The sequence below is a fragment of the Sulfitobacter sp. genome (assembly GCF_036960155.1).
In the GTDB taxonomy this organism is placed as follows: Bacteria; Pseudomonadota; Alphaproteobacteria; order Rhodobacterales; family Rhodobacteraceae; genus Sulfitobacter.
Map to the genome: position 1 here is coordinate 26,343 of NZ_JBALWB010000002.1, position 13,594 is coordinate 39,936.

The window sequence follows — 13,594 nt, forward strand, 5'->3', positions numbered from 1 at the left end:
ATGATGCGACTATTTTCGTGGTTGTTCCCACACCCTTATCTGACCGTTATTCTGGCGATTGTCTGGATGCTTCTTCAGAATAAGTTCTCGGCGGGTATGGCCGTCTTCGGCCTCCTCCTTGGGATCATCATCCCGCGGGCAACTGCCGCGTTCTGGCCTGAACGTCCCACCAGTTTTCGCAAGGGTAAGATGATCTCATACGGGCTGTTGGTGATCTGGGACATCATGGTTGCCAATGTTCAGGTTGCATGGATTGTCCTGACCGTCCCCAACGCAAAGCTAAAGCCCGCGTGGATCATCATCCCGTTGGATTTACGCCAGCCCGAGGCGATTACATTGTTGGCAGGCACCATCACGCTGACCCCCGGCACGGTATCCGCTGATCTATCACAAAGCGGCCACTACCTGCTGGTGCATGTGCTGCACACAGACGACCCCGACGCAGAGCGCGACGGGATCAAAAGCCGCTATGAAGCGCGCCTGAAGGAGATATTCGTATGACCCTTGCAACTGATCTGATGAACTATGCACTTATGGGGGCCTTTGCTATTGTGGGGCTTTGCCAGATAATGGCGATGATCCGTGTGGTGATTGGCCCGGGGACAGGCGACAGGATATTGGCACTGGATACGATGGTGGTAAACGCCATTGGTCTGGTTGTGTTGATGGGACTTTCCCAAGGGACACGAATCTATTTCGAAGTATCGCTAATCATTGCCATGCTCGGTTTTGTCTCAACCGTGGCCTATGCGCGGTTTGTGCTGAGAGGGGACATCATCGAATGACCTATGAAATTGTAACGATCTACGTTGTCACATTTTGCTTAGTTGTTGGTATGGTATTCACGCTGGTTGGCGCAATTGGATTACTGAAATTCAATGACAGCATGACGCGTTTGCACGCTCCGACTAAGGTGGGGACTGTGGGGGTTGGCGCGCTGTTGCTGGCTTCGATCATCTACAACGGGGTGCTGGGCGATGGCGCGATGCATGAGTTACTGATCATGGCGTTCTTGTTTATCACAGCACCAATTTCAGCCAACTTTATTGCAAAGGTGAACATGCATCGCGGCAATTGTGTAGCGCCGCCTGAATTGCCTGGTGACGAACAGTGGGCCACCTTTGATATCCCGGCGATAGACGCCATGGAAGACGTAGCGGCCACACCTGACGCTGATACCTAAAGCGTAGCAAAACAAGCTGCGAGATGGTCAAAGCTGGCACGCACACGCGGGCTCATCCTGAGCTCTTGATGCGCGGTCAACCAGACAGGGAGGCTGCCGATGGTCATCTGAGGCCAAAGCGCAACCAAGTTCGGGTCGTTAGCAGCAATTGAGTGTTGGCCAAACCCGATGCCCATACCCGCCTGAACCATACGCCAGCACACAACTTGGTCATCAGACCGGAACGCAAAGAAACTGCGATCCACAACCATCCCCATTTGCCGCATGCCATCAATTATCAATGTGCTGCGATCATAGCCAATCACGGTGTGTCCCGCTAAATCCTGTGGTCCTTCTGGCATCCCATGGCGGGCCAGATAGTCGCGTGAGGCATAGATACCCAACGGCAAATCTGCGACCTTTTTCGCGATTAGATCATTTTGGATTGGGCGGTACATGCGCACGGCTAAATCCGCTTCTCGCCTTAACAGGTTGTCGGTGTCATCTGACGCGACCAGCTCGAGGCTGAGTGCGGGGTGGTTTTGGCGCAAACTGACCAACATCGGGGGCAGAAGATATGTCGCCGCGACCTGACTTGCTGTTACCCGTACTGTGCCGCTGAGCTCTTGAGTTTGTGCGCCCACAAAAGAGAGATGCGCGGCGGCTTGCGCCATTGCATCGGCATGCGCCTGAACGGCAGCCCCCTCTGGTGTAAGCGTCAAACCCGAAGGCGTGCGGAAGAAAAGACGTGATCCCAGATGCTCTTCGAGTTGTGTCAAATGACGGCTAAGGGTGGGCTGGCTGCTGCCCAGTGTTACCGCTGCGCGCGACAATGATCCTGCCTCACTGATGGCGGCAAAAGACTGCAGCAGGTGCCATGGGAGATTTGAGGTATTCATATTTGGATATCTAAATGCAATTTTAGCCGATTACTCATTCAAATATCAATCGCTAGAGTTCAGTTGTCAATATCAATCAGATTGGAGATCAGCATGACTGGAACTGTACTTATCTTAGGCGCAAATGGCCGCTTTGGCCGCGCAGCAACTCAGGCCTTTGCGCAAAACGGGTGGGATGTACGCGCGGCAAGCCGCACGGGTGAAGGCGCCCATGTTGCTGGCGTGAAAGGCGTTGCCTGTGATGTGCGCAATCGCAAGGCAGTGATTGAAGCGGCAAAGGGTGTTGATGTCATCGTACACGCAATTAACCCACCCTATCCTGACTGGTCAGAATTTCTACCGATCTACTCCGCCAATATCATTGCTGCAGGTCTATCAAGTGGCGCGACCGTGATGATTGCGGGCAATGTGTACACATTTGGCAAAGACGCTCCTGTTGTGTTGCGCGAAGATGCAGCGCCCACGCCGTCCACACGCAAAGGGGCATTGCGCGTTACGATGGAGCGTACATTTGCAGATGCCGCTCAACAGGGGCTGCGCACAATCATCCTGCGCGGTGGCGATTTTATTGAGGGGACACCGACAGGGAATTGGTTTGAGAACCAAATGGTAAATAGGGTCGATAAAGGAATGTTTACCTACCCGGGTCGGATGGATGCCGTCCATGCGTGGGCTTATTTGCCGGATATGGGACGAGCTATGGCAGGGCTTGCTGACAAACGCCACGACTTGCCGATGTTCTCAAGCTTTGGCTTTGAGGGCTTTAGCCTCACAGGCGTAGAACTGAAGGCCGCAGTTGAGCGCGCGGCCGGTCGATCGCTAAAATTAAAGTCGATGCCTTGGGGGATTTTGCGACTGATGGGGCTGTTTAGTCCGCTCATGCGGGAGGTCATCGAAATGCGCTATCTATGGAACAAGCCGCACCGCATTGATGGCGCCCCATTACAGGCCATCCTCCCTGATTTCCAGCCAACCTCCCTTGCGACAGCTATGGTTGACGCGCTTTCCCTGTCACAGGTTTCAGCCGGAAAACCGATGATTTCTAAGACGCGAACGGCTTGACAAAACTCGAACATTTGGGTCCTCCTGCAGGAAATTAAATCAGGAGGACTCCCCATGATGAAGACCCGTGCCGCCGTCGCTGTAGAGGCTGGAAAGCCGCTTGAAATCATGGAGGTCAACCTTGAGGGCCCCAAACGCGGCGAAGTCCTGATTGAGATCAAAGCGACAGGCCTGTGCCACACAGATGAGTTCACCCGTTCCGGCGATGACCCTGAAGGTATTTTCCCTGTGATCCTAGGCCATGAAGGTGCTGGCATTGTCATGGAGATCGGTGAGGGCGTGACGACACTGGAAGTGGGTGATCACGTGATCCCGCTGTATACCCCTGAATGCCGCGAATGCGAATATTGCCTGTCGGGCAAAACCAACCTGTGTCAGGCGATCCGCATTACCCAAGGACGCGGCCAGTTGCCGGATGGTACAACGCGCTTTTCCATGCTGGATGGCACGCCTATTCACCACTACATGGGCTGTTCAACCTTTGCCAACCACACGGTTGTGCCGGAAATAGCATTGGCCAAAGTGCGCAAGGACGCGCCATTCGACAAGATTTGTTACATCGGCTGCGGCGTGACAACAGGCATTGGCGCTGTGATCAACACTGCCAAAGTCGAAATTGGCGCGCGCTGCATTGTGTTTGGTCTGGGCGGTATTGGCCTGAACGTGATCCAAGGATTGCGTATGGCGGGGGCAGATCAAATTGTTGGCGTCGATTTGAACGACGACAAAGACGAAACGGGCCGCTATTTCGGCATGACTGATTTTGTGAACCCATCAAAGATCGACGGTGATTTGGTTGAGCATCTGGTTGAGCTGACAGGTGGCGGTGGCGATTATACGTTTGATGCTACGGGCAACACCAAAGTTATGCGTGACGCATTGGAAGCCGCGCACAAAGGCTGGGGCGAAAGCATCATCATCGGTGTTGCTGCGGCAGGTGCCGAGATTTCAACACGCCCATTCCAATTGGTCACGGGCCGTGTTTGGCGCGGAACAGCCTTTGGTGGTGCCAAAGGCCGTACTGATGTGCCGAAAATTGTAGATTGGTACATGAACGGCAAAATCGAGATTGACCCGATGATCACACACAAATTGACCCTTGATCAGATTAATGAAGGTTTTGAACTGATGCACCAAGGGAAATCAATCCGCGCTGTTGTCGAGTTTTGATCTGAACACCACCATCTGAATTGTTCTCGATGTGGCAGAACGTTCAGGTGGTTGGATACGAAGAATAAGGGCCTGCAGTGCACGTTATATTGCAGGCCTTCCATGGTTTCGTTTTGATCGTGCCTTAGGGGCAGATCAGACTAAACTATTTAAATAAAGTAAAACGTTAAAGCGCGGCTTGGCTGTTGTAAGCCAGAGACGCCATAAGCATGTGGCGCAGCTGGCCTTCGTATTCAGGGGTTTGGCAGGGCGCAATTCCAGGCAGGTGCAGGGACTTTTCCGCCACGCTCATCCCCAAAATGACAGCCATGAACAATGCGGCCCGCGCAGTGTCGCCAAGGACGTCCTCAACAGAGGCCTGTAAAGTGGATTGTTGCAGGGTACGGACCAAACTGCCGACCTCTTCGTCTTGTGCATTCATCAGCATTAGATTGAGGATCGATACTGTGCTGGAATCCCTAGGGTGGGACATGAACAGCAATACAACCATATCCACCAATTCCTGAGGAGAACTCACCTCGGGGATATCAAACGCGCCTTCAAGGGTGGCCTGAAATAGCCCCTGTTTATTTCCAAAATACCGAGAGATCAGCGCAACATCGACCCCCGCGGCCGTTGCGATCTGGCGAAGAGGGACATTGGAATAGCCGTGACGCCAAAGCAAGTCGCGTGCATTGCCCAAGATTTTTTCGCGAGTTTTCTGTGCTTTACCCATGAGTGGTTTGTAGGGGGTAGAAGGAATTTGTCAATGAGCGTTGACATAAAGAGAAACGGCTTTATGTGTAAGTCAATGGCTGTTGATTTTTGGGGAGGCGCCCGTGAGAGGCATTGTTCTTATCATGGAGGCGTCCTCAGGGATAGAAGCCAAACAATACGCGATCACACGCCGAGGGTGATCGCGTATGGGCGGTTAAGAATAAATACTTCCAGGAGGAATGGACCATGGAACTGAATGTAAATGGAAAGTCCCATCAAGTGGATGTGGAGGATGACATGCCATTGTTGTGGGTTCTGCGGGACGAGCTGGGCATTACAGGTGTGAAATACGGCTGTGGTATTGCGCAATGTGGCGCGTGCACGGTGCATGTTGATGGGGTCGCTGTGCGCTCATGTCAGTTGTCCGCCGTGGATGTGGATGGCGAAATTACAACGATTGAAGGTCTCGGCACACCTGATGCACTGCATGCAGTTCAATCCGCGTGGGTTGAACATCAGGTGGCTCAGTGTGGTTACTGTCAGTCCGGACAGATCATGCAAGCGGCCAGCTTTTTGGACCTCAATTCAGAACCAACCGATGATCAGATCGACCAGGCCATGAGCGGCAATTTGTGCCGCTGCGGGACCTATCCGCGTATCCGCGCCGCTGTAAAAACCGCCGCAGCTAAGCTTCAGGAGGCCTGAGCCATGGGGCGTATCAAAACAATTGCCCGCAGATCCTTTTTGATTGGCTCTGCTGCAATCGTGGGCGGCGTCGCCTTTGGCGCCTATATGGTGAAACGTGACATCGAAAACCCGCTGTTGGCAGATGCCTCTGCGGGGGATGCTGTGTTTAACCCATGGGTCAAGATTAATGTAGACGGTATTACCCTCGTTACTCCGCACACCGATTTGGGGCAGGGAGCTACGGCCATGCAGGCGATGCTGATCGCTGAAGAGCTGGATGTGGAGATTGATCAGGTCACCACAACACCCGGTGCGCCAGCAGCAGCATATTACAACACTGCATTGGCAGGTGAGACTGTTCCATTCCGCTCAAACGATAACAGTTTTGCAGCCGAGACAATGCGCAGCACGATGGGTGCTGTGATGAAGGTCCTTGGGGCGCAGGTTACTGGTGGGTCTTCTTCGGTTCCAGACAGTTTTGATAAGTTGCGCCAAGCAGGCGCTGTTGCGCGTGAAACGCTGAAAGCTGCCGCAGCCGAGGAAACGGGCATCGCTGTAGGCAAACTGAGCACCGAACGCGCGGCGGTTGTGCTGCCAGATGGTACGCGGATTGATTACACTTCCCTTGCCGCGCGCGCCGCCCAAATGGATCCGGTGACAGATGTATCTTTGCGTGATCCGTCACAGTGGCGTCTGATCGGTAAACCAACCCAGCGTCTAGACATTGCCGCAAAATCTACAGGCACCCAAACCTATAGCATCGACCTCAAAGTAGAAGGTATGGTGCAGGCATCCGTGCGGATGAACCCGCGCAAGGGTGCGCCGATGTTGGGCTTTGATGCCAGCGCGGCTGAGGGAATGCGCGGAGTATCTCAAGTGGTTGAGCTGCCCTACGGTGTCGCAGTGATTGCTGACAATACATGGCGGGCGTTCCGCGCCCTTGAAAAAGTCGAGATCGATTGGGGAAAAGCACCGTACCCAGCGGAGCAAGCAGATCACTGGACCGAAGTTGAAGCATCCTTTGTAGAGGATCGCCTTGATAAGGAGTGGCGCAATGATGGGGACGTTGAGGATGCCTTGAGTGGTAGTGACGTCCTTGAGGCAGAATACCGCGCGCCTTACGTGGCCCACCAACCGCTTGAACCACTGAGTGCCGTTGTGAAGGTGACGGCAGACCGCGTTGATATTTGGGCTGCGCATCAGCTTCCTCGTTATGTTCAACAACGTGCAGCGGCACGGCTGGACATGGACGAAGAGCAAGTCTTCTTTCACAGCCAGTTTGCAGGTGGCAGCTTTGGTCACCGGCTTGAATTCGACAACATCGATGTAGCAGTAGACGTGGCGGCCAAAGTACCGGGTACACCCGTTAAACTGACTTTCCGCCGCGAGGAGGACTTTGTTCAGGATCATAACCGTCAGATCGGTATGGCCCGTGGTCGCGGCGCACATGCAGGTGGCAAAGTGACCGCGCTTGATTTGGACATCGCCACAGTTTCCTCTTCACGTTCACAATCCAATCGTCTTGGCGTTCCTGTACCGGGGCCTGATACGCAGATCGCCGCAGGGGCGTGGAACATGCGTTATGCGGTGCCAAATCTGCGTGTGCGTGCTTACGCCGTGCCAGAACTGGCACCAACATCGTCTTGGCGTTCGGTAGGGGCGTCCACCGCTGGATTCTTCGCCGAAAGCTTTTTGGATGAGTTGATCCATGCGGCGGGCGCTGATCCGATGGAGGAACGCCTGCGTTTGGCAAATGATCCAGATGCCCGCGCGGTTCTTGAGGCCGTTGCTGAGATGTCAAACTGGGGTAGCCCGCTGGGTCCACGACAGGGTCGCGGTGTTGCATTGGTCACTTCATTTGGTGTGCCTGTTGCCGAAGTGGTCGAGGTGACCGCCACGGATGATGGGATCAAGATTGATCGCGTCTGGCTCGCGGCCGAAGTGGGGCGTGTCGTTGATCCGGTGACGTTTAATAACGTTGCGGTGGGTGGGGTGATTTGGGGGCTTGGCCATGCCATGAATTCTGAAATTACTTATTCTGACGGCAGTGCTGAGCAGGACAATTTTCACATGGCTGAGGGGATGCGCCTGCATCAGTGCCCCGTGATCGAAGTGCGCGCGTTAGAGAATAACCCAACTGTGCGCGGCATCGGGGAACCACCCGTGCCGCCCGCGGCGCCAGCGCTGGCAAACGCTATATTTGCCGCGACAGGGATACGCCTGCGGGAAATGCCGTTCTTTAACACTGTCGATTTTGTGTGAGAGCGGAGTGAGGTTTCAACTGACACTATTGGCATTTGCAGCGCTTGGTTCCGCTGTAAATGCGCAAGATGCAACAACGGGTGCAACTGCGTGGCGCGAAATCTACGCAGTTGCCTCGCATCCGCGTTGCACCAATTGCCATGTTGGAAGCAGCGGTCGCCCAGCATGGGATGATCTGGGGTATGGCCTTAAACGTCTGCATGGCATGAACATCACCGCAGATGACAGCCGCATTGGCGCGCTCAGCGTGCCGTGCAGGACATGTCATATTGGTGCAGCAGGCAAAAACGATGTGCCGCACGCGGCGCCGCAAGTTGATGACGCATGGCGATTGCCGCCGGTTGAGCTTGCGTGGCGCGGCAAAACCAGCGTCGAGGTTTGCGAACTGTTGCGGGCCCCTGAAACCAATGATGGTTTTGATATTGCGCAATTGGTTGAGCATGTACGCACCAGCGTCTTTGTCAGCTACGGCTTTACACCTGGGGCTGGACGCAACCCTGCGCCCGGATCGGCTGAAGAACTTGCCCGCAATCTAGAGGTGTGGGGCGCTGCCGGGATGCCCTGTGAGGACGATTGATAGCGGCCTCTGTCGCGAAATATCTTGACGCGGGCGTGTCCCGTGTCTCACCTCTCAATATGGAAATTTTACACATCACCCGCCCCGCGCCGCTTGTCGGTCTTGATGACGTCCCGATGCCCTCTACGGATGCGCCACGCGCGCAGGCATTGGTTGAACGTTGCCCCGTTGCTGCCGCAACTCCACTGAGTGCCGCACCCGCAATTGCCAAGCAAGCAGGCGTGCAGGATGTCTGGATCAAAGACGAGCGGGGCCGCATGGGATTAGGAAGTTTCAAAGCGCTGGGCGCGGCTTATGTCGTTGCCTGTGATGCCCAAGAAGGCGACGTGAGTAAACGCACTTATGTGACCGCAAGTGCTGGCAACCATGGGATGTCTGTTGCTGCTGGGGCCAGTGCCTTTGGCGCGTCATCGGTGGTTTATATCGCGCAAACCGTCCCTGAGAGTTTCGCTACGCGCCTAGAAACACAAGGCGCACGTGTTATCCGAGAGGGCGAAACCTATGAGGACAGCCTGCGCGCCGCTGAAAAGGCCGCAGAAAATAACGGCTGGGTGTTGCTGTCGGATGGGTCATGGCACGGGTATATTGATCGCCCGCACCGCCTGATGGAGGGGTATACTATTCTGATGGCTGAGGCGATTGAGCAGTTACCACAGGCTCCGACCCATATCTTTTTACAGGCGGGCGTGGGTGGTTTGGCCTGTGCCTGTGCTGCCTTGGCGCGCGAAACCTGGGGTGATGCACCGCGCATTGTTGTGGTTGAGCCGGACGCAGCACCCGCGCTGCATGGCTCGATTGTTGCGGGTAAAGCTGTTGAGAGCAGCGGACCTGTGTCAGACATGGGGCGGCTTGATTGCAAGATGCCTTCGATCATTGCGTTAAAAGGGTTGGCGCGGGATGCCGATGACTTTGCCCTGATTTCCGAAGCAGAGGGGCAGGCAGGTGCTGGTCTGTGTATGGTTGCGGGTTTTGGCTCGTCGCCTTCTGGTGCAGCAGGGGTTGCTGCGCTGGTTTCACTCAACGCGGATCAACGCGCGGCAATGGGTGTCACGGCGCAATCGCGAATCCTATGCGTGCTGAGCGAAGGACCAGCGTAGTGGAGCGCGGCTTTCCTCCAGCTGAATTTCAAGATCGCGTGGCGCGCGCGCAAAAGTGGATGCAAGCCGCGCATCTTGATGCGCTCCTTTTGACCACCGAACCTGATGTACGTTATTTCACAGGATTTCTAACGCAGTTCTGGGAAAGCCCGTCGCGCCCTTGGTTTCTGGTGCTCCCTGCGTCGGGAATGCCCATAGCGGTGATCCCGTCCATCGGTGCTGAACTGATGGGGCAGACGTGGATCGAAGATATCCGGACATGGCGCGCACCTGACGTAACCGATGATGGCGTGAGCCTGCTGACGGATACGCTGAACGGGTTGAATGCCAAACGCATCGGCACCCCCATGGGGATGGAGAGCCACCTGCGCATGCCGCTTGCCGATTGGGCGCGGGTGCAGGTAGGGCTGAATGGTAAAGTTGTGGACGATGCAGGCATCACGGCGCGGTTGCGCGCGGTGAAATCGGACCGCGAAGTCGCAAAAATCAGCCAAGCCTGCGCGATTGCGGGCCGTGCTTTTGCCCGCGTGCCCGAAATTGCAGGTGCAGGGGTGCCCCTTAGCCAAGTGCTTCGTGATTTTCAGCGTTTGTGTCTGGAGGAAGGGGCGGATTGGGTGCCTTACCTTGCAGGCGGCGCGGCGAAAGGTGGGTATGGTGATGTGATCTCCCCCGCTAGTGATACGCCTCTCACTGATGGGGATGTGTTGATGTTGGATACTGGGCTGGTTTGGGATGGATATTTCTGTGATTTCGACCGTAATTTTAGCGTTGGACCCATAAGCATGCATAGCGAAACAGCCCATGCCAGATTGATTGACGCGGTGAATGCAGGGGCAGATATTGTACGTGCAGGGACAACGGCAGCCGAGGTGTTCCATGCCATGGATAAGATTGTGACAGGCGGGGCAGGTGGCTCTGATGCAGGGCGGTTAGGGCACGGTTTGGGGATGCAACTGACTGAAGGGTTATCCCTGATCCCTGAGGATCATACGGTGCTAGAGGCAGGCATGGTGATCACGCTTGAGCCGGGGATTGAAACGGGGCAAGGCAAGATGCTGGTACACGAAGAAGACATTTTGATCACTGACGGCGCACCGCAGTTTTTATCGCCGCGTGCTGGGCCGCACATGGTGCAACTATGACGCGTTACGAATATGCGCGCACGCCAGACGGGCCTGCACCGTTGGGGCTTGTTGTTCTCCAGACCGATGAAACCATTGAGAGCGACATGCGCCGGATGTTGCCGCACGATGTGCCACTTTATGTGACGCGTGTACCGTCGGCACCCGACGTAACCCCCGACAGCCTGCGCGCGATGACGGATCATATTACCAACGCAGCAAATCTTTTGCCGCAAGCGCTACCGTTTTCTAGTATTGGCTATGGCTGTACCTCGGCGACAGCCCAGATTGGCGCAGATGAAGTTGCCAGATTGATCGGAGCAGGGGCGCAAACTGCACGTGTTTCTGACCCGTTGACCGCGCTAATCGCAGCGTGTCGAGCGCTGGGTGTGACGCGGCTAGGTTTTCTATCGCCCTACACGGCAGATGTGTCGGACAAGTTACGCGCGGCATTGTCAGAGGCGGGGATTACTACGCCTGTATTCGGTAGCTTTGAAGAAGCGAATGAGGCCAGCGTGGTGCGCATTGGCGCGCAGTCCATCATTGATGCGGCCTGCGACTTGGTGACACAGGACAGTGTCGAGGCGGTGTTTTTGTCCTGCACGAACCTGCGCACCCTAGATGTGATTGCGCAGATCGAAGAGCAAACAGGAATCGTCTGCCTGTCTAGCAATCAAGTGCTGGGTTGGCATCTCACATCGGCGGCGGTTGTTCCGGGTAGGTTGAACGCTGCAACGCGCCCCTGAGTAAAATAACACAAATTCTGCACGTCAGACCCACATCATGATCTTGACGCTCTGGCGCTGATGTCATACGCAATCCCTGTGAGCGGGCGTTGTGTAATGGTTAAGACCTCAGTTTTCCAAACTGAAGATGAGGGTTCGATTCCCTCCGCCCGCTCCAGCAACTTCCCTTTGATCCAAATCGTCTTTTCGCACAGTGCTTGACCCTGCTGTATCCGCGCGCCAAAAGCGCAGCATGTTTATGTAAAGGACAGTGCATGGCCGATAGCCCCACGCCCCCCCCCTCAGTCACCGAAGAACGCGCGCGATCACGCCGCATTGGTGCGTTAGGGGCACTGCTGCCGTTCTTGCGCCCTTACCGTGTTTTGATGATTTGCGCGTTTGGCGCCCTTATCGCCACGGCGATGATTTCACTCGCGCTACCTTTGGCGGTACGACGTGTTGTGGATACATTTGATACGGGCGAGGCAGAGCTGCTGGATCAGTATTTCCTAGCGGCACTTGCGATTGCTGGCCTGCTTGCGGTGGGATCTGCACTGCGTTTTGCATTGGTCACGCGATTGGGGGAACGGGTTGTTGCGGATATTCGCAAGGCCACCTTTGACCGCGTAATTTCAATGAGTCCGGTGTTTTATGAACGCACCATGACTGGCGAAGTCCTAAGCCGGATCACAACAGACACAACTGTTATTCAAAGCGTCATTGGCTCGTCTGTTTCGATCGCGTTGCGCAATTGCCTTACATTCATCGGTGGGTTGGCGTTGATGCTGCTCACCTCGGCAAAACTGGCTGGGCTGGTGTTGCTGGTTGTGCCTGCTGTTGTTGTTCCCATTCTGGTGCTGGGCCGTCGTTTGCGTGTCCTAAGCCGCGAGAATCAGGATTGGATTGCAGCCTCATCTGGCAACGCGTCCGAAAGCCTAAGTGCAGTTCAGACGGTTCAGGCATTCACGCATGAGAACGCGAGCCGCAAGCAATTTGCAGACATGACCGAAAGCTCGTTTGACGCGGCGCGCCGCCGCATTCGAACACGTGCATTCCTGACGGCGATTGTGATCTTCCTTGTCTTCTCGGGTGTGGTAGGCGTGCTGTGGATTGGCGCGCGTGATGTGCGGGCTGATGCCATGACGGTAGGGTCGTTGATTCAGTTTGTGATCTACGCGGTGATGGTTGCGGGCGCGGTAGCAGCACTGTCGGAAATTTGGTCCGAGTTGCAGCGCGCAGCAGGTGCAACTGAGCGTCTGGTTGAGCTGTTGGAAACCGAAGACCCTGTTAAGGATCCAGCGGCTGCCAAGTCGCTGCAAGAACCTGTTCTGGGGCACATCTGTTTTGAGGACATCAAGTTCAACTACCCGGGGCGCCCAGATATTGCAGCGCTGGATGGCGTGAGCCTAGAGATTAAACCGGGTGAGACAGTTGCGTTTGTCGGCCCCTCCGGTGCAGGCAAGACGACGATCATCCAAATGATCCTACGGTTTTATGATCCACAATCAGGGCGCATCACCTTTGACGGAATAGATTTACGCGACCTTACGCGTGATACATTCCGCAGCCAGATCGCATTGGTGCCACAGGACCCTGTTATTTTTGCAGCCTCCGCGCGCGAAAATATCCGCTTTGGCCGCCCCGACGCGACGGACGCTGAAATTGAAGTCGCAGCACGTGCGGCTGCGGCGCATGACTTTATTGCGTCACTGCCTGACGGGTATGACAGCTATCTTGGTGAACGCGGCTTGATGTTGTCAGGTGGGCAAAAGCAACGCATCGCAATTGCGCGCGCGATTTTACGCGCAGCACCTGTGTTGTTGCTGGACGAAGCCACCAGCGCGCTCGACGCAGAAAGCGAACGCGCGGTTCAGGCCGCAGTGGAGGAGCTGAGTGCAGACCGGACCACGCTGATTGTGGCGCACCGTTTGGCGACCGTAAAAAAGGCGGATCGAATTGTTGTGCTAGAGGCAGGTCGCATCGTTGACAGCGGAACGCACGATGCGTTGGTGGCCAAGGGAGGCCTTTATGCCCGTTTGGCGCGTTTGCAGTTCACCGATGGTGAAGTGGCTGCATAATTCCCTCTTGCGCTTATAGCCGGCTGAGTGAAACACTCTGACCATAATTTAATCCGTT

At 55.4% G+C, this 13,594-nt stretch carries 14 protein-coding genes and 1 tRNA gene; 13 read left to right on the top strand and 2 right to left on the bottom strand.

Annotated features, from left to right (window positions below; translation table 11 throughout):
- The 3 genes from V7775_RS06570 to mnhG are packed head-to-tail and all read left to right on the top strand — an operon-like array spanning position 1 to position 1,183.
- Positions 1 to 501 (top strand): Na+/H+ antiporter subunit E, encoded by a 501-nt coding sequence (locus V7775_RS06570; RefSeq protein ID WP_335751745.1) that lies wholly within the window; start codon positions 1 to 3, stop codon positions 499 to 501.
- A complete protein-coding gene (locus tag V7775_RS06575) occupies positions 498 to 785 on the top strand; it encodes a K+/H+ antiporter subunit F (RefSeq protein ID WP_335751091.1) in 288 nt (95 codons plus the stop codon). Before V7775_RS06570 ends, V7775_RS06575 begins: the two co-directional genes overlap by 4 nt.
- Entirely contained in the window at positions 782 to 1,183 is a 402-nt protein-coding gene (gene mnhG, locus V7775_RS06580) for a monovalent cation/H(+) antiporter subunit G (RefSeq protein WP_335751092.1), read from the top strand. The genes V7775_RS06575 and mnhG overlap by 4 nt, the downstream gene beginning before the upstream one ends.
- On the opposite strand, the gene V7775_RS06585 is transcribed toward mnhG, so the two are convergent.
- Positions 1,180 to 2,061, bottom strand: coding sequence for a LysR family transcriptional regulator (locus V7775_RS06585; RefSeq protein ID WP_335751093.1), 882 nt, complete (start codon positions 2,059 to 2,061; stop codon positions 1,180 to 1,182). The genes mnhG and V7775_RS06585 overlap by 4 nt on opposite strands.
- A gap of 93 nt (positions 2,062 to 2,154) precedes the next feature.
- Between V7775_RS06585 and V7775_RS06590 the strand changes: the two genes are divergently transcribed.
- Both V7775_RS06590 and V7775_RS06595 read left to right on the top strand, forming a co-directional pair.
- Positions 2,155 to 3,123, top strand: coding sequence for an NAD-dependent epimerase/dehydratase family protein (locus V7775_RS06590; protein ID WP_335751094.1), 969 nt, complete (start codon positions 2,155 to 2,157; stop codon positions 3,121 to 3,123).
- A 57-nt stretch (positions 3,124 to 3,180) separates the two neighbouring features.
- Complete coding sequence (locus tag V7775_RS06595; RefSeq protein WP_335751746.1) at positions 3,181 to 4,293, top strand: S-(hydroxymethyl)glutathione dehydrogenase/class III alcohol dehydrogenase; 1,113 nt, start codon at positions 3,181 to 3,183, stop codon at positions 4,291 to 4,293.
- 166 nt (positions 4,294 to 4,459) lie between these two features.
- Here the strand turns inward: V7775_RS06595 and V7775_RS06600 are convergent, their stop codons facing one another.
- A complete protein-coding gene (locus V7775_RS06600; protein ID WP_335751095.1) occupies positions 4,460 to 5,008 on the bottom strand; it encodes a TetR/AcrR family transcriptional regulator in 549 nt (182 codons plus the stop codon).
- A 227-nt stretch (positions 5,009 to 5,235) separates the two neighbouring features.
- Here V7775_RS06600 and V7775_RS06605 point away from each other — a divergent pair, with 227 nt between their 5' ends.
- The 8 genes from V7775_RS06605 to V7775_RS06640 all read left to right on the top strand — a co-directional run bounded on the left by V7775_RS06605 (position 5,236) and on the right by V7775_RS06640 (position 13,536).
- Positions 5,236 to 5,694, top strand: a complete 459-nt coding sequence (locus tag V7775_RS06605) for a (2Fe-2S)-binding protein (protein ID WP_335751096.1) — start codon at positions 5,236 to 5,238, stop codon at positions 5,692 to 5,694.
- 3 nt (positions 5,695 to 5,697) lie between these two features.
- A complete protein-coding gene (locus V7775_RS06610; protein WP_335751097.1) occupies positions 5,698 to 7,938 on the top strand; it encodes a xanthine dehydrogenase family protein molybdopterin-binding subunit in 2,241 nt (746 codons plus the stop codon).
- 7 nt (positions 7,939 to 7,945) lie between these two features.
- Positions 7,946 to 8,515 carry a hypothetical protein gene (locus V7775_RS06615; RefSeq protein WP_335751098.1) on the top strand — a complete coding sequence of 190 codons (570 nt, stop codon included), beginning with the start codon at positions 7,946 to 7,948 and terminating at the stop codon, positions 8,513 to 8,515.
- 59 nt (positions 8,516 to 8,574) lie between these two features.
- Complete coding sequence (locus tag V7775_RS06620) at positions 8,575 to 9,612, top strand: pyridoxal-phosphate dependent enzyme (RefSeq protein WP_335751747.1); 1,038 nt, start codon at positions 8,575 to 8,577, stop codon at positions 9,610 to 9,612.
- Entirely contained in the window at positions 9,612 to 10,754 is a 1,143-nt protein-coding gene (locus V7775_RS06625) for a M24 family metallopeptidase (protein ID WP_335751099.1), read from the top strand. The genes V7775_RS06620 and V7775_RS06625 overlap by 1 nt, the downstream gene beginning before the upstream one ends.
- Positions 10,751 to 11,479 (top strand): maleate cis-trans isomerase family protein, encoded by a 729-nt coding sequence (locus tag V7775_RS06630; RefSeq protein WP_335751100.1) that lies wholly within the window; start codon positions 10,751 to 10,753, stop codon positions 11,477 to 11,479. Before V7775_RS06625 ends, V7775_RS06630 begins: the two co-directional genes overlap by 4 nt.
- Before the next feature lie 82 nt (positions 11,480 to 11,561).
- Positions 11,562 to 11,636 (top strand) — tRNA-Gly (locus V7775_RS06635).
- A gap of 97 nt (positions 11,637 to 11,733) precedes the next feature.
- Positions 11,734 to 13,536: an ABC transporter transmembrane domain-containing protein gene (locus V7775_RS06640; protein ID WP_335751101.1), complete on the top strand. Its 1,803-nt coding sequence runs from the start codon at positions 11,734 to 11,736 to the stop codon at positions 13,534 to 13,536.
- The last annotated feature ends 58 nt before the right edge of the window (positions 13,537 to 13,594 follow it).